Genomic DNA, 17,296 nt, shown 5'->3' with positions numbered 1-17,296 from the left:
ACGTCGGGCGCTGCGCGCCACGACTTTTCGAATTTATGCCCCGCCAGGCGATAAATCGGATATGTCGCGGCGCGCAGCGCCCGACATATCGCCGACGACGAGCCACGAACGACATGTCGGATTGCTGGGCGTTGGACAACGGCCTGCAAGGAGTCATGATGTCTCCGGCAGCCGGGCCGCGGAGAGCTGCAAAAAATGACTGTGTACAGACGTACGCATCTAATGTACGTTTGTACACATGACGGGGAAGTCCATGCGGCATCGGATGCTCGACGGGGAGCTGTACATCGCGGACGAGGAGATCGGCCGCGACTACCTGCGCGCGCAGGACCTCACGCGGCGCATCAACGCGCTACCCGCCGCCGACGGTGAGACCAGGCGCAAGCTGCTTACCGAGCTCCTCGGGGCGCTCGGCGAGGAGACCGAGATCCGCACGCCCGTGCAGTTCGACTACGGGTACCAGACCTATTTCGGCGCTCGCAGCTTCGTCAACTTCGGCTTCGTCTGTCTCGACGTGGCGCGGGTGACGATCGGCGACGACGTGCAGATCGCCACGAACGTGCAGCTGCTCACCGCCTGGCACCCGGTCGACCCCCAGGCGCGGCGCGACAAGTGGGAGGCCGGCTCCCCGATCACCATCGGCGACAACGTCTGGCTCGGCGGCGGCGTCATCGTCTGCCCGGGGGTCACGATCGGCGCCAACACCGTTGTCGGCGCGGGCTCGGTCGTGAACAAGGACCTGCCCGCCAACGTCGTCGCCGTGGGCAACCCGGCGCGGATCGTCCGCGAGATCTGAGATGTCCGTCCGGCGCCACGACCCCGACCGCAAGGACCGCATCATCGACGCGGCCATCGCGGTCATCGCCGAGCGCGGGGTCGCCGGCACGACCCACCGGCTCATCGCCGCGGCGGCCGACGTGCCGCTGGGGTCGCTGACGTACCACTTCACGAGCCTCGAGGACCTCCGGTGCCAGGCGTTCCGGCGCCACGCCGAGCGTATGTCGGTCACGTACGAGGCGCACTTCCGCGGGGTACGGACGCGGGAAGAGCTCGTCGAGGCGGTCACCGATCTCATCGACGGCGACGCCGGCGCGGACGCGTCGGACTGGGCGATCGCCTACGAGCTGTACCTCGCCGCCCTGCGCGAGCCCGCCCTGCGCGAGGTCACCGAGACCTGGATGCGCGCCAGCCGGGCCGTGCTCGAGCGGTTCGTCGACCCGACCACGGCCCGGGGCGTCGACGCCCTGATCGAGGGCCTGGTCATGCACAAGACCCTGTCGACCGGACCGTTGTCCCGCCAGGACATCCGGACGATCGTCGACCGAACGATCGGAACTTCATGAGCCTCACCGTCACCGCCCCCGTCGACCACCGCCCCGCGACCCGCGCCACCTACGCCGCCTTCATCTGGTCGGGCGTGGCCATGGCCAGCTGGGCCTCGCGCATCCCGCAGATCCGCGACGCCCTGCATCTCGAGCCGTCCAAGCTCGGCCTGGTCCTGCTGTCCATCGCGGCCGGCTCGATCGTGTCGCTGCTCGCCTCGGGCCACATCGTCGCCCGCTTCGGGTCGCGCAAGACCGTCGCGGTGATGGCCGCCCTGCTCATGGTCGCCCTCGCCGGCGCCGCCTCCGGCTACCACCTCGGCGTCGCGCCGGTGGTCGCGAGCCTGCTGCTGTTCGGGTTCGCCAACGGCGCCTGGGACGTGGCCATGAACGTCCAGGGCGCGGTGGTCGAACGCGCCGTCGGCCGTTCGATCATGGCTCGCTTCCATGCGGGCTTCAGCGTCGGTACCGTCGCGGGCGCCCTGCTCGGCGCGGCGATGGTCGCTCTGCACGTACCGGTGACACTGCACCTGACCCTGACGGCCCTCGTGGTCGGCGCGAGCACCGCGTACTCGGTGCGCAACTTCATGCCCGACGGCGCCTCCGAGCCCGCACCGGCCGACGGCGGCCTGAAGCACACCCTGCGCTTCTGGCGCGAGCCCCGCACCCTGCTCGTGGGCGTCTTCGTGCTCGCCTTCGCGTTCGCCGAGGGTACCGGCATCGACTGGATCGGCATCGCGGTCATCGACGGGTACAAGGCCCCCGCGGCCGTGGGCACCCTGGCGTTCGCCGTCTTCCTGGCCGCGATGACCGTGGGCCGCTGGTTCGGCCCGAACCTGCTGGACCGCTACGGCCGCGTCCCGGTCGTGCGCGCCCTGGCCGTGCTCACCGTCGCGGGCCTGCTGCTGTTCGTCTTCGGCCCGAACACGCCGATCGCCTTCCTGGGCGCCCTGCTCTGGGGCGTCGGCACGTCGCTGGGCTTCCCGGTGGGGATGAGCGCGGCCTCGGACGACCCGGCGTACGCGGCGCCGCGGGTGAGCGTGGTCGCGTCGATCGGGTACTGCGCCTTCCTGGGCGGCCCGCCGCTGATCGGCTTCCTGGGCGACCACATCACGGTGGTGCGCGCCCTGGCCGCGGTGGCGGTCCTGATGGCCGTCGCGTCCCTGGCCGCCGGCGCCGTCCGCCCGCTGAAGGCCGCCGAGTAGGCCTCAGGCCGAGGCGCCCGACGGGATGACGTGCGTGGCGCCGAGGCCGCGAAAAGGGTGCAGATCTGTCCCCCGATGCGCCGCCGTTGAGCGCGAAAAACCCGGCACCCGTTGCGGGTGCCGGGCGCTCGCGAACAGGTCAGGCGGACGGGACCGCCGACGTGACCGGGAACCAGGTCGAGGGCTGCTTCGGGTCGGCGAACTGCAGGCCGTTGAGCGTCTTGAGCAGCTCAGGCTGGGGGATGGCCGCGCCGCCGTCGGCGTAGATCTCGGCGAGGTACTTGCCGTCGGCCGTCATCCGGAAGCACAGGTTCGCGTTGCCGGAGTTGCAGAACGCCGCGCCGCCCGGCTTCTGGTGCGTGCTGTCGGTGAACTCGACCGGGTACAGCGCGATCCGCACCGTCGGCCCGTGGCCGGTTGACGCGTCGATCGGCTCGGTCAGCGCGGTGTACGACGGCACGGTCTTGCTCAGGCGCAGGCTCGCCGACATGTACGACGCGCCCGACGGGAAGTCGTCGGTGCGGCCGGCGGAGACCAGCGTGTACCCGGCCGGCGCGTACGTGGCCTTGATGGCCACGGTGGCCGGGGCGACCTGGGCCGGGGCGAAGGCCGAGGCGATCTTGACCAGCTCGTCCTTGTTGTACTTGCCCTGCACCACCGAGCTCGCGACGGCCCACGCGTTGTCGGCGTACTGCCACGCGAGCGCCACGCCCGGCGCGAGGTCGGTCGAGTCGATGTACATGACGCTTGCCGCGAAGAGCCCGGGGCGCCCGTTGACCTTCACCGGCGCGGCGTTGGCGAACTTCGTGGGCTGGAAGACGCCGGGGCGGTACACCGTGATGTTGGCGCTGTACAGCGGCGAGGAAGCGACCACGCTGTTGTTGTCGCCGTAGAGATTGGAGACCTCGTTGCCGCGCCGCACGTACAGCTCCTGGTAGCCCGGCGTGATGTGCTCCGGCGCGGTGACCGTGAACTCGCCGGCCGTGAAGCCCTTGAAGCCGTACGTCCACTGGGCATCCGGGTACGCGACGGCCCCCGCTCCGGCCGCGGCGACGGGAGCCGGGGTCGCGGGGGGCGCGGCGGGCGCGGAGGAGAGGGCGGGCACCGTGAGCGCGGCGAACACGGCCGCGGCGGTGGCCACGGCCGCCCCGCCGCCCTGCAGCAGGCGGTGCCGGGAGCGGCGCCGCTGGCCCGCGGTCACGAAGTCGTCGACGTCGCGGCGCATGGGCGGCGCCTCGGCCAAGGCGTCGGTGCGCGCCTGCGCCAACAGGTCCTGCATGTTGCTCTGGGTCATGACGCCCTCTCGATTTGTCCGGGTCCCGCGATGCTGCCTTGGGGTTCGGCGACGTCGAGCCCTTCGCGCAGCTTGGCCAGGCCGCGCGCCGTGTTGGTCTTGACGGTCCCCTCGGGGCACCGCAGCGCCTCCGCGGTCTCCTGGACGGTCCGGCCTTCGAGGTAGCGCAGCACCAGCACCGCGCGCTGCTGCACCGGGAGGGTGCGCAGCGCCCCGAGGACCGTGACCCGGTCGATGACGTCCGGCGTGCCGTCACGCACGACCGGCTCCGGCATCGCGTCGCCCACCGCCTGCTCGCGGCGCCACCAGGGGCGCCGGACCTCGTCGACCGCCGCCCGCACCACCATCGTGCGGGCGTAGCTCTCCGGCCGCTCGACCTTGCGCCAGCGGGCGTACAGCTTCGCCAGGGACGTGCACACGGCGTCCTCGGCGAGCTGCCAGTCACCGCACGTGAGGTACGCCAGCCCGCGCAGCTGATCCATCTGCACGGAGACGAACTCCCGGTACGCCGCCTCGTCGTCGCGGTTCACCAGTCACTGCTCCAATCGTCGCGAGGGCTAGACGGGCGAAGGGGCGGCCCCCGTTTCAGCTTTCGCCGAAAACTTCGGGAGCCGCCCCCACAGTGGCACGAGGAGCTACATCGACGAGGCCGGGACGAAGGTGTACCCTGCGCCCCGCACCCCTTCGCTTGGGCACGAGGGCTCCTCCCGGGCATGAGGGCACGGCGCAGCGACCGCGGAGCTCGCGGCGAGCGCCGTGAGCCTCATCGGACCGTCTCGATCAGCTGGGTCAGCTCGCGCATGAGGCGCTCGGCGCGGGCACTGCCGAACGCGGCCTCGACCGCGCGGTGGTGGGCCGTGGCCGTGTCGTCCAGGCGGCCGAGCAGCGTGGTGCCGGCCTCGGAGAGGTACACCGCGACCCGCCGGCGGTCGTTCGCGTCCTGCCGGCGGTAGACCAGCGCGCCGTCCACGAGCCGGTCGACGGCCTTGGTCAGCGTCGGGTGGGGCATGAGCGCGGCCTCGGCGAGGTCGCCCATCGAGTGCCCGCGCCCGTCGGAGAGCGCCTGCAGGATGCGCCACTGCTCGACGGAGACGCCCTCCTCCAGCAGCGCCGCCGCGAGGCCGCGGTTGACCGCGCGCTCGGCCTCGCTCAGCACGTATCCGAGGTGGGACCGCAGCCCGACCGCATCCACCAGAGTCGCCCCTTCCACCCGCCCGCCCTAGGAAAGATACTCGGCGCGTGGAAGAGGTCCGGGTGCTCTCCGACCCGCTCGAGGCGCGGCTGCTCGCACCCGAGCCGGGCGGTCCGGTGCGCGTGGCGCTGGCCGTGCCGACGTCGGGCCCGCTGGGCATGATGGCCCCGGCGGTGCTCAACTGCGCCCGCCTGGCCGTCGCCGAGCTCAACGCCGCCGGCGGTCTTCTGGGCCGTCCGATCGAGTTGGTACTCCTCGATGCCGGTCGAGCCCCGTCCGCCGTCGCCGGGGACCTGGCCGACCTGGCCCGCTCGGGCGCGATCGCGGCGGTCGTCGGCACCCACGCGAGCGACGTGCGCGTGGCCGCCGTCGCGGCCCTGCGCGGCCGGGTCCCGTACGTCTTTACGCCCCCGTACGAGGGCGGCGAGCGAGCGCCGGGCGTGTACCTGCTCGGCGAGACCCCGGCCCGCCAGCTGCGCCCGGCGATGGACTGGCTGGTCCGGCACCGCCGCGCCCGCCGCTGGGCCCTGGTCGGCAACGACTACGTGTGGCCGCGGATGCTGCACGACGCCGCGGTCGCGTACCTGCGCGCGGCGAGCGCCCAGGTGGTGGCCGCCCGTTACGTGCCCCTGGGCGGGCTCGACCCGGCCCCGCTGCTGGACCTGATCGCCCGCCGCCGCGCCGACGCCGTGCTGCTGACCCTGGTCGGCAGCGACCTGGCCGCGTTCAACCGCGCGTTCGCCGAGTCCGCCCTGCGGGCCCCGCGCCTGTGCGCGGCGCTGGAGGAGAACGGCCTGCTGGCCACGGGCGGCGACGCGACCGGGGAGCTGTACGCGACGATGGGCTACTTCGGCAACGTGGCCACGGACGCGGGGCTGGCGTTCGTGGAGCGGTACACGCACCGTTACGGCTGGCAGGCCCCGGTCCTGAACGGCCACGCGGAGGCCTGTTACGACGGCGTGCGCCTGCTGGCGGGCCTGGCCGCGCGGGCGGGCAGCCTGCACCCGGCGGCCATGGACGCCACCGCCGACGGCACGACCATCACCGGCGGCCGTGGCACCCTGGCCGTGAAGGACAGACATGTGAACCCGCCGGTGTACCTGGCGCGGGCCGACGGCCTGGACTTCGACGTCATCGACGCCTTCTGAGGGCGAGATCTTTCCAGATTCAAGTATTAGGTCTACCGTTTGCTGGCATGGCGGAGGCTCCCGATATCGAGCGTTTCGGATACACGCAGGAGCTGCAGCGCTCCCTCGGCTTCACTGATCTGCTGGTGTACGGCCTCATCTTCATGGTGCCCATCGCGCCCTTCGGGATCTTCGGCGGCGTGTTCCAGGGCTCCGGCGGGATGGTCGCCCTCGCCTACGCGATCGGCATGGTGGCCATGGTGTTCACCGCGCTGTCCTACGCGCAGATGGTCAAGGCCTTCCCGATGGCCGGCTCCGTGTACACCTACGCGGGGCGCGGCATCGCGGCGCCGGTCGGGTTCCTCGCGGGCTGGGTGATCCTGCTCGACTACGTGCTGGTGCCGAGCCTGCTGTACCTGGTCGCGAGCGTCGCCATGAACTCGGTCGTCACCGCGGTGCCCGTGTGGGCCTGGCTCGTGGCGTTCGTCCTGCTCAACACCGTCGTGAACCTGCTCGGCATCCAGCTCACGGCGCTGGTGAACCGGTACATGCTGCTCGGTGAGCTCATCGTGCTCGCGATCTTCATCGTGATCGGGATCGTCGCGCTGGCGCAGGGGAAGGGGCGCGGCTTCGACTGGTCGCCCTGGTACAACTCCGGGACCTTCTCCTGGCCGCTCGTGTTCGGCGCCGTGTCGATCGCGGTGCTGTCCTTCCTCGGCTTCGACGGCATCTCGATGCTCGCCGAGGAGCACCGCGGGGAGGCGCGCCAGATCGGCCGGTCGATGGTCGCCGCGCTCGCGCTGGCCGGGGTGCTGTTCATCGTGCAGACCTGGGTCGCGGCGCTGCTCGTGCCCGACCCGCAGAAGCTGCTCGACGAGGGCGACCCGGGCGGCACCGCGTTCTACGACGCGGCCCGCGTCGGCGGCGGGGCCTGGCTGGCCACGCTCACCGCCGTCGCGACCGCGGTCGCCTGGGGGTTCGCCAACGCGCTGGTCGCGCAGGTGGCCACCTCGCGGCTGCTGTACGCGATGGCCCGCGACCGGCAGCTGCCGTCCTTCCTCGCGCGGATCTCCGCGAAGCACCGGGTGCCGGTCAACGCGACATTCGTCGTCGCGGTGGTCTCGCTCGGGCTGGGGCTGTACATGTGGTCCCGCGACGACGGGATCACGCTGCTGTCGACGCTCGTCAACTTCGGCGCGATGACCGCGTTCCTGGCGCTGCACGTGTCGGTGTTCTGGCACCATGTGGTGCGCGGGGGCAGCCGCGACTGGCTGCGGCACCTGGTGTTCCCGCTGATCGGGTTCCTCATCCTGCTGTACGTCGTGATCAATGCCAAGGTCGCGGCCCAGATGCTCGGCTTCACCTGGCTGGGCATCGGCGTGGTCATCCTCGCGGTGCTCTACGCGACCGGGCGCCGGCCCCGACTGTCGGGACAGACGAATGACTGAGCTGCACGAGTACGAACCGAAGGCGGACGAGCTCGCGTACACCTTCGGCGGAAGGTCCCCGGTGCGCCGGGTAAGGCCCGGAGACGTGCTGCGGGTGTACACCGAGGACTGCTTCGGCGGCCGTGTCACCGGCATCGACACGCTGCCCACCAGCGTGGTCGAGTTCCCGTTCCTCAACCCCGTGAGCGGTCCGTTCTTCGTCGAGGGGGCCGAGCCGGGCGACACGCTGGCGCTGCACTTCGTGAGCCTCGAGCCGGCCCGCGACTGGGCCGTGTCGAGCACGTTCCCGCACTTCGGCGCGCTCACGTCGACCTCGCACACGGCGACGCTGCAGCCGCCTCTGGAAGAGCGCGTCTGGGTCTACGAGCTTTCGAAAAACATCGTCCGCTTCAGCGCCCGCAACAGCGACTTCGTCGTCGACCTCCCGATGGACCCGATGCACGGCACGGTGGGCGTGGCCCCAGCCGCCTTCGAGGCGCGCATGACGATCACCCCGGACGCGCACGGCGGCAACATGGACACGCCCGAGCTGCGCGCCGGCGTGACCGTCTACTTCGGAGTCAACGTGGATGGTGCGCTGTTCGCGCTCGGGGACGGGCACGCGCGGCAGGGCCACGGCGAGGTGAGCGGGGTCGCGGTCGAGTGCGCGATGCGCACGACGCTGGTGGTGGAGCTGCTCAAGGGGGTACCGACGCCCTGGCCCCGCCTCGAGTCCGACGAGTTCCTCATGAGCACCGGCTCGGCGCGGCCACTCGAGGACGCCTACCGCATCAGCCAGCACGACCTGGTGACCTGGGTCGGCGGCCTCACCGGGCTCGACGAGCTCGACGCGCTGCAGCTAGTCAGCCAGGCCGGCGAGGCCCCGGTCGGCAACGTGTGCGACACCAACTACACCATGGTCGCGAAGGTGGCCAAGCGGTACCTGCGCGGCGCCGAGGCATACGACGGAGTTCACGCGCGGTTGCGGGGGATCGCGGTAAGAATGGGCTTATGAAGCTGGGTCTGCACTACTGGAACTTCTCCAACCCCGCCGAGCCCGCGGCCATCGCGCCCACGCTGCGCGAGACCGCGCTCGTCGCCGAGCAGGCGGGGGTCGCCTCATTCACGGTCATGGACCACTACTTCCAGATGGATCAGTACGCGCCGGCCGAGGAGCCGATGCTCGAGGGGTACACGACGCTGGGCTACGTCGCCGCCCTGACGCAGAAGATGACGCTCGGGCTGCTGGTGACCGGCGTGATGTACCGCCACCCGGGTCTCCTCGCGAAGATCGTCACCACCCTGGACGTGCTCTCGGGCGGCCGCGCGCGGCTCGGCATCGGCGCCTCCTGGTACGAGCGCGAGCAGCGGGGCCTGGGCGTGCCGGTCGTACCCGTCGCGGAGCGGTTCGAACGCCTGGAGGAGACGCTGCAGATCTGCCTGCAGATGTGGAGCGGCAAGGGCGGCGAGTTCAACGGCGCCCACTACCAGCTCACCGAGGTCCTCAACTCCCCGGCCGCGATAAGCACCCCGCACCCGATGATCATGATCGGCGGCGGCGGCGAGAAGAAGACGCTGCGCCTCGTGGCCAAGTACGCCGACGCCTGCAACCTCTTCGGCACCTCGAAGGAGGATCTGGCCCACAAGCTCGACGTGCTGCGCGAGCACTGCGCCGCCGAGGGCCGCGACTACGACACCATCGTGAAGACGGCGCTGGTGACCCGGCCGGCCCTGGTCGACCCGGACGCCTGGCTGGCCGAGGTCGAGTCCTTCGCGGCGCTGGGCATCACCGAGGTCATGACCATGCCCGACCGCAACCCGCTCGAGTTCGCCAACGGCCTGGCCGAGAAGATCCTGCCCCGCCTGGCCTCCATCTAACAGGGGCAGTCCGGTCCGGACCCGCAACCGCTGCCGGGGCCGTGTCGTCGAGCGTTTGTAGAACACTCAGGAAAGTTCGGTAACCTGCCGCGGTGCTTGTTGCGCCGACCCGGCTCCTGCTGATTCGCGCCGGTGTGGTCTTCGGCACCGCGGCGGTGCTCCTGGTGGAGCTCCTGTCGGCGGTCCATCTGCTGAACCGGCCCACGGTGATCGTCCTGTGGGCGCTCGCCGCAGTGCTGGTCGGATTTTTCGGACATAAGCGCATTTTTGGGCTCTGGGGGGCCTTTCGCGAGTTCTGGGCGAGCGCGGACCGCCTCGAGCGCGTCATCGCTCTCGTGCTCGGCGGGCTGTTCCTCGCCGACCTCGTCATCGCGCTGGTGGCCCCGCCGAACAACTTCGACTCGCAGACCTACCACCTGCCCAAGGTCGAGCACTGGGCGGCGCAGGGCGGCGTCGGGTTCTACCCGACCGTCATCGACCGCCAGCTGGCCATGGCCCCGGGCGCGGAGTACATCCTGCTGCACCTGCGGCTGCTGACCGGCGGCGACTCGCTGTACAACCTCGTGCAGCTCGCGGCGGGCGTCTTCGGCGCGCTGATCGCGTCGCGGATCACCGCCCAGCTCGGCGGCGCCCGGCGGGCCCAGCTCGTGGCCGCCCTGATCTTCGGTACCACCCCGATCGTCGCGCTGGAGGCCACCAGCACCCAGACCGACCTGGTCGTGGCCCTGTGGGTCGGCGCGGTCGCGACCCTCGTGCTCGACGAGCGCGAGCGCCGCACGCCCTGGCCCGCGATCGCCCTGCTCGGCGCGGCCGCGGGCCTGACCCTGCTGACCAAGGCGACCGGCCTGCTGGCGGCAGGCCCCCTGCTGGTGTGGTGGTTCGCCACCCTGCTCCGGCGGCGCGAGTGGGTCCGGGCCGTCGCCGGCACCGGCATCGTGGTGGCGTCGATGGCCCTCATCGCCGGCCCGTACCTCTGGCGCGTCGAGACCACGTACAGCAACCCCCTCGGCCCCGACCACCTGCGCGACTCGATCTCGATGCAGCGCCACGACCCCGCCTCGGTGCTGATCAACGCGCTGCGCATCGGCGAGACCGCGCTGCAGACCCCGGCCGGCCCGGTCGGCGCGGGCGCGATCCGGTCCCTGGCCCACGCGGTCGGCGTCGACCCGGACGCGCGCGACATCACGTACTGGGGCGCCACCTACCCGTACAAGTCCTGGCTGCCGGACGAGGACCGCGTCTCCTTCCCGGTGCAGGGCGCCCTGATCCTGGCCGGCGCCGTCGTGCTGGCCTGGCGCCGCAGCCCGGCCCGCGTCTATGCGGCCCTGTTCTGGGTGGCCGTCCTCGCGTACGTCGTCATGGTCAAGTGGCAGCCCTGGGGCAACCGCCTCATCGTCTTCCTGGTCCTGCTGGGCACGCCGCTGGCCGCGCTCTGGGTCGAGCCGCTGCTGGTGTACCGCCGCCGCTGGGTCGTCCGCGCAACCGCCGCGGTGCTCGCGATCGGCGCCCTGGCCGGGACCGCGGCCGTCGCCGGCGGGTGGCCGCGCCGGCTGGTCGGATCCGGCTCCGTGTTCACCACCTCAACGATGGACCAGCGCTTCATCCGCCGGCCCGAGTGGGGATCGGACTACCGCTGGGCCGCCGACGCGGTGAATGCGTCCGGCGCCAAGCGGGTCGGGATCATCGAGGGGTACAACAGCTGGGAGTACCCCTGGTGGATCCTGCTCAAGGGCGACGACCTGGTGTCGCTGCAGTCGCTGCAGCCCGACATCCCGGCGCCGCCGATCGCCTCGGTCGACGCGGTGGTCTGCGTGGACCCGCCGATCGGCTGCTGGTTCTACATCCCGCAGGAGTGGCACCCGCAGACGCAGGGCTCGGTGACGTACGCCATTCGTCCTGTCTCATAGCGCCCTTCGGTCGCGGTGGGGGAGCTTCGCTCCACCCACACCCCCGCAAGGTCTGCGCCGGCGCGGTCGGGCGCCTCACGTCGCACGTCGCCGGCGCTGGGCTCGGTGATGTACGCCATTCGTCCGCGCTGATGCAAAGGCCGATCGTCCTCGGGCCGCCCGCCTAGGGTACGGCCGGCTCGGGCTGGCGCGGCTGCTCGGCGGGCTCGTCGCGGTGCAGGAGGGTGCGCGCCTCGCCCGCGGCCAGGATCAGCCAGATCGCGCCGTTCGTGCCGCCGATGAGCCAGTCCTCGGTCGCGATGGTCGGGACCACCGCGAGGGCGCCGATGGTGAACCAGGCGGCGGGCAAGGTGCCGTCCGGCCGGCGGCGCACCGCGTGCCAGAGCAGCAGGACGAGGCCGAGCAGGAAGGCGGCCGCGCCCAGGATGCCGCCGCGGCGGAAGGCGCCCACCGCGGCGTTGTCGGTGTTGAGCTGGCGGCGCGGGCCCTCGACCGGGTTGCCGTCGTCGAGGCGCTCGACCACGGCCCGGGAGGTCTTGGCGTCGCCGAAGGCCTTCTCGGCCCACCCGGCGTCCTTCCAGTCCACCCAGACCTGGCGCCAGGTGTCGGTACGCCCACTTGTCACGTCGTTCGGGTTGTCGGCGAAGCGGTCCTTGAGCACCCACCCGTACCCGCCGCCGAGGGTCATCACGATCGCGAGCACCACGAACGGGGTGGCGACCGAGGGCCACCGCCGGTCCACGTCCTCGTTGCGCTTCCACAGCACGAGGCCGAGGTGCACGATCGCGGCCGCGGTGGCGAAGACGAAGCCGGTGCGGGACTCGCAGATCGACAGCACGAGCGCGGCCAGCGCGGCCACGCCGAGCCGCTGCCACCACGCCATCGCGCGGTCGAAGCCGATCCGGATGCCGGCCACGGCCATGAGCCCGGCCAGCGAGTTCGGGTGGTAGAACAGGCCCGGCCCGCCCCAGAAGCGGTCGGTCATCATCCGCGCCGAGGCGTTGTCGGGGATGGCGCGGACCGCGTCGAAGAGGCTGCCGGAGCCGGCGAGCAGCAGGGCCGCGACGCCGAGCAGGATGCCGCTCGCCATGCCGACGGACAGGTCGCGGCCGCGGCGCCCGGCGGTGCTGTTCAGCGCGATCAGCGCGAGGACGGCCAGGGTGAACACGCCCGCGTAGGCGACCCGCTGCCCGGCCACCTTCCAGTGCGCGACGAGCACCGCGCCGGCGATGCCGAGGAACCAGTACGCCAGGCCGAGCCACGCGGTGCCGAGCCGCGGCAGGGAGCGCAGGGAGCGCAGCCACGGCCACGCCCACACCGCGAACACGACCACCTCGACGGCGAGGACCGCCCAGATGATGCCGGGACGCTTCGTCGCCGTCCAGGTGAGGATGCCGGCGACCACGAACAGCCCGCCGAGCGTCAGGCCGGGCACGGTGATCCCAGGCAGGCTCAGGGCGAGCCCGGCCACGGCCAGCGCGATCAGGCCCGCCGCGAACGCCGCCGCCGACTGGCCGATGGAGTCCGTCCGGGTGTACTCCAGCACGCCCGCGAGGAGCGCGAGGACGACTGCGACGACGACGAAGGCACTGCGCCCCCGGGCGGTGATCATCCGACGTTTGTCCTTGTCCGGCGGCGGCTCAGGAAGAAGTCGCGCACCACCCGGCGCGGCCCGGCCGGCACCAGCCAGACCTGCAGGAAGGTGATGTAGTCAGTGAAGCTCGGCTTGCCGTGCGTGCGCGCCTCACGCAGAAGGTCGAAGAAGACCCGCGGGCTGCGGCTCGCGGCCGCCATCGAGCCCACGACGCTCATCGCCAGGGCCGCGTACGCGCGCGGCGTCACCCGGGGCCGGGTCTGTTGCAGCCACTCCAGCGACTGCTTCCACGGCGCGTCGAAGCTGATGCGGGGGCGGTTCTCGTCGGCGTACCAGATGACGAGCGGCTCCTCGGCGTAGATCAGGTCGACGCCGTCCTCCTGGAGGCTGCGCAGCGTCCAGTCCAGCTCCTGCAGCCGCCGCAGGCCGTCGGTGAACGGCACCTTCCGCAGCAGCGCGGTCGGGGCCAGGATCGTCGAGGTCTGGATGAAGCCGTCGCCGTGGAACAGGCCGTGGCGCACCGCGAGGTACTCGCTGATCGGCTCGCCCGGCGCCGGCACCCGGCGCGGCATGATCAGCTCGGCCCGGGGCGTGCGCATGTAGAGCCGGCTGCCCACGATCGGCTGGGCCACGGCCGAGGCCCGCGCCCGTTTCAGCTGCGTCTCGAGCTTCTCCGGCAGCCACTCGTCGTCGTCGTCGAGGAACGCCACCCAGTCCGCGCGGGCGTTGTCCACGCCGCGGTTGCGGGCGTTCGGCGCACCGCCCGACTCGGGCAGCTCGACCGGCCGGACGCGCTCGTCGCCGATCGCGGTGAGCGCCGCCACGGTCGCCGGGTCGGGGCCGTCGATCACGACCACGATCTCGACGTCGGCCAGGGTCTGGGCCAGCGCACTTCGAACGGCACGCACCACCAGCTCGGGCCGGTTGCGCGTGGGGATGACGACGCTGACCTCGGGTCTTTGCACGATGACCAATCCGTCTCGGTTGCGGTGCTGCGCCACCACACGGAGTCCTATGGGTTCGCTGGCGTAGCGTACACGACCTGCACTTTCGTCGGATATTTCGCAGCCAGCGCCCGGGCCGCCGCGATGTTCGTCGGCGCCGCCGGGTCGCCGAACGCCACCGGGAGCGGCTGCCCGGATTTGACGTTCGGCCGGTACGGGCGCTCTCCATCGACAACGAGCAGGCTCGCGTCCGGGTCGTGCACGAAGAAGCGGACGGGCACCGGGCTCTCGCGCACCAGCCGGTCCAGGTCGTCCATCGTCGCCGCCTTTCCGGCGGACCCCGGGTACAGCAGCCCGGACCAGGCCGGGAAGTAGCGGTACTGGTGCTGCAGCGCCGCCGCGCCCAGCGTCGCCGACCAGTTGCGCCACGGGCTGCCCATCAGGTCGATGTTCACCGCGCCGCCCCCGTCGGGGTACATGCGGGCCATGAGCAGGGCGTCGCGGGCGGCCTCGGGGGAGCCGCGATCCTTGCCGAGCGCGAGCTTCACCCCGGGCGCGACGGGCGTGGCGTGCCACTCGCCGCCGGCGAACGCCAGCGCGGCGACCACGGGCAGGGCCACGGCCACCCGCGCGGCCATGCCGAGCGCGGGGGCGAAGCGCACCAGCCCGCCCAGCGCGCACAGGCTGACGACGATCAGCAGGTGCAGGAGCTTGTCGAAGTAGTACACCGGGCGGCCGATCGTCGCGGTCTGGTACAACCCGAGCCCGGCGGCGAGCGTGAACGCCACGGCAACGGTGAAGAGCGCGGCCCGGTTGCTCGGCGAGCGCAGGCCGCGGCGCAGGAGCACCGCGAAGACCGCCAGCCCGACCAGCGCCGCCGTGGCCGGTCGGTCCACGACCCGGGCCGTGCCGTTGAGCAGCAGCTGGGCGCCGCTGGAGGCGGCCATGGCGGTCAGCGGGCCGATCGCGCTCACGAGCGCGACAAGCGCCGCGGCGAGCCAGCCCCACCAGAACCGCCACAGCCGCGCGCGCTTGATCCACCACAGCGCGGCCAGGCCGGCGAAGGGCAGGAACAGCGGATAGCTGAACGAGATGCCGACCAGCAACAGGGCCACGGTCACGGTCTGCTCGCCGAGGCGGTGCAGGGGCCGGACCACGATCGCGGTGAGCACCGCGGCGCAGGCCAGGCCGGCCAGCTCGTTCGGGTACCCGCGGGAGAGCACGGTCACCGGGTCGCCCAGCACCAGCCAGGCGGCCGCGATGAGCAGCACCGGCAGCAGCCGGGCGGTCGTGGTGGCGGGGCCGGCCAGGCGGCGCACGGCCCAGAGCACGGCCAGCGCGAGCAGCAGGAACGTGCCGACCAGCAGCCACACCATGACGTCGGCGCTCGCCGCGGCCGAGGTGCGGCCCGTGGTCGAGGAGATGAACCGGTACAGCACCGCGTAGGCGAAGTGCAGGCCCTGCGGGTAGTTCGCGATGCCGGTGAGCTCGTCGTCGGGCACGAAGGGGCGCAGCGCCTCGGGGCGCAGGAAGAGGTACCCGCCGGTGCGCCCGATGACGTCGTAGAGCAGGTAGTGCCGGGCGATGTCCTCGCCCGCGAGCGGCAGGCCCAGGCGGCCGCCGAGGTCGCGCGCGGCGTACGGGATCAGCGACACCGCGCTGACGCCGGCCACGGCCACGGCGAGCAGCCGGTCGATCTTGGCCCGGCCGGGTTTCTGGAGACGGCCCGTGGCGGCCGCGATGACCACGAGGACGGTGAGCGCGACGCCCGCGACCAGCGTGGGGTGCAGGTGCCCGGGCCAGAGGGTGAGGCCGAGGCCGAAGACGCAGGCGGCCCCGAAGAGCTGGGCGCAGGCGAGCACGAACCGGTCGATGAGCCCGGTGGCGCCGCGCTGGACGGCCATCGTGCCGGCGAGCACGACCAGCGGCAGCAGGGCGTCGAGGCGCAGCGGGTGGGCGGCCAGCGGCACGGCCCAGGCGAGCACGAGCGCGAGCCCGGCCGTTTTCGGGCTGGTCCGGGCCTCGGACGGCTCGGTTTCGGGCCGCATCACCGTCACCACATGCACTCTCCGTCACTGGCCCGGGCCGGCGGTTCGCGTCGGCCGCCGGGAGGTGACGATATCGCGTCGCCCGGGTACGGTCGGTTCCGGCGTCATCTCAGTGACTGATGGTGATGGAGGGCCCGGCCTTGGTTCAGGGCAAGACCCGGAAAAGACGTGGCCGGCGGGATCCGGCGTGGGCTCGTGCGCTGGTCATCGCCGGCGCGCTCATGATGATCGTCGCGGGCGGCGCGTTCGTGGTGAAGGACGCGGTGCTCGGGTTCGCGACCCGCAGTGTGCACAAGGAGGACCTGCTGCCGCAGGAGGCGCAGCAGGGACGGCACGCGTCGATCAGCGGGTCGAAGAACATCCTGCTCATCGGCATCGACCCGCGGCCGAACCAGAACCCGAACGACGCGATCCGATCCGACTCGATCCTGATTCTGCACATCCCGGCGTCGCACGACATGGCCTTCCTGATCTCGATCCCGCGGGACACGTGGGTGTCGATCCCGAAGTACGACAACGGCAAGCGGGTCTACCGGGGCGGCAAGGACAAGATCAACGGCGCCTTCGCCGAGGGCGGCTTCGGGCTGACCGGCAAGGACCAGCGCAAGCACGGCACCACGCTGCTCGCCGCGACCATCAAGCAGAACTGGGGCGTCACCTTCGACGCGGCCGCGATCGTCGACTTCGTCGGTTTCCAGGAGGTCGTCAAGGTGCTCGACGGGGTCGACATGTACGTCGACCAGCGCACGACCTCGGTGCACATCGGCCACGACGCGCAGGGCAACACCAAGACGCCGTTCGAGCAGCGCGACGCGCCCAACGGCGGCACCCAGCTGATCCCGATCAAGGGGGTGACGCCGGTGGTGTACGAGGTCGGGTACCAGCATCTCGAGGCCTGGCAGGCGCTGGACTTCGTGCGCCAGCGCGAGACGCTGCCCAACAGCGACTACGACCGGCAGCGCCACCAGCAGCAGTTCATCAAGGCGCTGCTGAAGAAGATCGCGAGCAAGGAAGTCATCGGCAACCCGCCCAAGCTCAACAAGGTGCTCGACGTCGTGGGCCGCGCGATGACGATCGACACGGGGCCGTTCGGCGTCGACGACTGGATCTTCGCGATGCGCGGGATCGACGGCGACCGGCTGCTGACGCTCAAGACCAACAACGGCGGGTTCCACCAGTCCACGGAGAACCCGGGGGCCGAGGCGCTCGACCAGACGACGCTCGACCTGCTCGCGGCGGTGTGCGCGCGCACGGTGCCGGAGTTCGTGCAGAACCATCAGGCGATCGTCGGCGCCTCTTAGTGCACGTTTTTCAGCGGGCGCCCGTCGATTTCCCCCCGACGGGCGCCCGCTCCATCC

Annotated in this window: 15 protein-coding genes; 9 read left to right on the top strand and 6 right to left on the bottom strand. The window is 71.8% G+C overall.

Annotation, left to right across the window (positions count from 1 at the left end; genetic code table 11):
- Positions 1-238 precede the first annotated feature (238 nt).
- Genes AB0B76_RS00360 through AB0B76_RS00350 form a run of 3 tightly spaced genes read left to right on the top strand, consistent with a single transcriptional unit; the run spans position 239 to position 2,527 of the window.
- Positions 239-796 carry a sugar O-acetyltransferase gene (locus tag AB0B76_RS00360; protein WP_360366902.1) on the top strand — a complete coding sequence of 186 codons (558 nt, stop codon included), beginning with the start codon at positions 239-241 and terminating at the stop codon, positions 794-796.
- A gap of 1 nt (position 797) precedes the next feature.
- Positions 798-1,343, top strand: a complete 546-nt coding sequence (locus AB0B76_RS00355; RefSeq protein WP_360366899.1) for a TetR family transcriptional regulator — start codon at positions 798-800, stop codon at positions 1,341-1,343.
- The gene (locus tag AB0B76_RS00350; protein ID WP_360366896.1) at positions 1,340-2,527 is read left to right on the top strand and encodes an MFS transporter; all 1,188 of its coding nucleotides are present in this window, start codon (positions 1,340-1,342) and stop codon (positions 2,525-2,527) included. Before AB0B76_RS00355 ends, AB0B76_RS00350 begins: the two co-directional genes overlap by 4 nt.
- 139 nt (positions 2,528-2,666) lie before the next feature.
- Here AB0B76_RS00350 and AB0B76_RS00345 read toward each other — a convergent pair whose 3' ends face one another.
- From AB0B76_RS00345 to AB0B76_RS00335, 3 genes are all read right to left on the bottom strand, one after another.
- Positions 2,667-3,821, bottom strand: a complete 1,155-nt coding sequence (locus AB0B76_RS00345; protein ID WP_360366893.1) for a hypothetical protein — start codon at positions 3,819-3,821, stop codon at positions 2,667-2,669.
- Entirely contained in the window at positions 3,818-4,351 is a 534-nt protein-coding gene (locus tag AB0B76_RS00340; RefSeq protein WP_360366890.1) for a SigE family RNA polymerase sigma factor, read from the bottom strand. The genes AB0B76_RS00345 and AB0B76_RS00340 overlap by 4 nt, the downstream gene beginning before the upstream one ends.
- A gap of 233 nt (positions 4,352-4,584) precedes the next feature.
- Positions 4,585-5,031, bottom strand: coding sequence for a MarR family transcriptional regulator (locus AB0B76_RS00335; RefSeq protein ID WP_360366887.1), 447 nt, complete (start codon positions 5,029-5,031; stop codon positions 4,585-4,587).
- A gap of 29 nt (positions 5,032-5,060) precedes the next feature.
- On the opposite strand from AB0B76_RS00335, the gene AB0B76_RS00330 reads away from it, so the two are divergent.
- From AB0B76_RS00330 to AB0B76_RS00310, 5 genes are all read left to right on the top strand, one after another.
- Positions 5,061-6,161: a substrate-binding domain-containing protein gene (locus AB0B76_RS00330; protein ID WP_360366884.1), complete on the top strand. Its 1,101-nt coding sequence runs from the start codon at positions 5,061-5,063 to the stop codon at positions 6,159-6,161.
- Positions 6,162-6,208: 47 nt separating this feature from the next.
- Positions 6,209-7,588 (top strand): APC family permease, encoded by a 1,380-nt coding sequence (locus tag AB0B76_RS00325; protein ID WP_360366881.1) that lies wholly within the window; start codon positions 6,209-6,211, stop codon positions 7,586-7,588.
- Positions 7,581-8,582, top strand: coding sequence for an acetamidase/formamidase family protein (locus AB0B76_RS00320; protein WP_360366878.1), 1,002 nt, complete (start codon positions 7,581-7,583; stop codon positions 8,580-8,582). The genes AB0B76_RS00325 and AB0B76_RS00320 overlap by 8 nt, the downstream gene beginning before the upstream one ends.
- Complete coding sequence (locus AB0B76_RS00315) at positions 8,579-9,445, top strand: LLM class F420-dependent oxidoreductase (protein ID WP_360366875.1); 867 nt, start codon at positions 8,579-8,581, stop codon at positions 9,443-9,445. Before AB0B76_RS00320 ends, AB0B76_RS00315 begins: the two co-directional genes overlap by 4 nt.
- Positions 9,446-9,537: 92 nt before the next feature.
- The gene (locus AB0B76_RS00310; protein ID WP_360366872.1) at positions 9,538-11,352 is read left to right on the top strand and encodes a hypothetical protein; all 1,815 of its coding nucleotides are present in this window, start codon (positions 9,538-9,540) and stop codon (positions 11,350-11,352) included.
- 163 nt (positions 11,353-11,515) lie between these two features.
- Here AB0B76_RS00310 and AB0B76_RS00305 read toward each other — a convergent pair whose 3' ends face one another.
- From AB0B76_RS00305 to AB0B76_RS00295, 3 genes are read right to left on the bottom strand one after another with little or no spacing between them, the layout of a single operon-like run.
- Positions 11,516-12,964, bottom strand: coding sequence for a hypothetical protein (locus tag AB0B76_RS00305; RefSeq protein ID WP_360366869.1), 1,449 nt, complete (start codon positions 12,962-12,964; stop codon positions 11,516-11,518).
- Positions 12,961-13,911 (bottom strand): glycosyltransferase family 2 protein, encoded by a 951-nt coding sequence (locus AB0B76_RS00300; RefSeq protein WP_360366866.1) that lies wholly within the window; start codon positions 13,909-13,911, stop codon positions 12,961-12,963. Before AB0B76_RS00300 ends, AB0B76_RS00305 begins: the two co-directional genes overlap by 4 nt.
- Before the next feature lie 47 nt (positions 13,912-13,958).
- Positions 13,959-15,938, bottom strand: coding sequence for a hypothetical protein (locus tag AB0B76_RS00295; RefSeq protein WP_360366863.1), 1,980 nt, complete (start codon positions 15,936-15,938; stop codon positions 13,959-13,961).
- A gap of 119 nt (positions 15,939-16,057) precedes the next feature.
- Here AB0B76_RS00295 and AB0B76_RS00290 point away from each other — a divergent pair, with 119 nt between their 5' ends.
- Positions 16,058-17,239, top strand: coding sequence for an LCP family protein (locus AB0B76_RS00290; protein WP_360366860.1), 1,182 nt, complete (start codon positions 16,058-16,060; stop codon positions 17,237-17,239).
- The last annotated feature ends 57 nt before the right edge of the window (positions 17,240-17,296 follow it).

The organism is Dactylosporangium sp. NPDC049140 (assembly GCF_040648435.1).
This window is presented reverse-complemented; position numbering and strand designations above follow the sequence as displayed.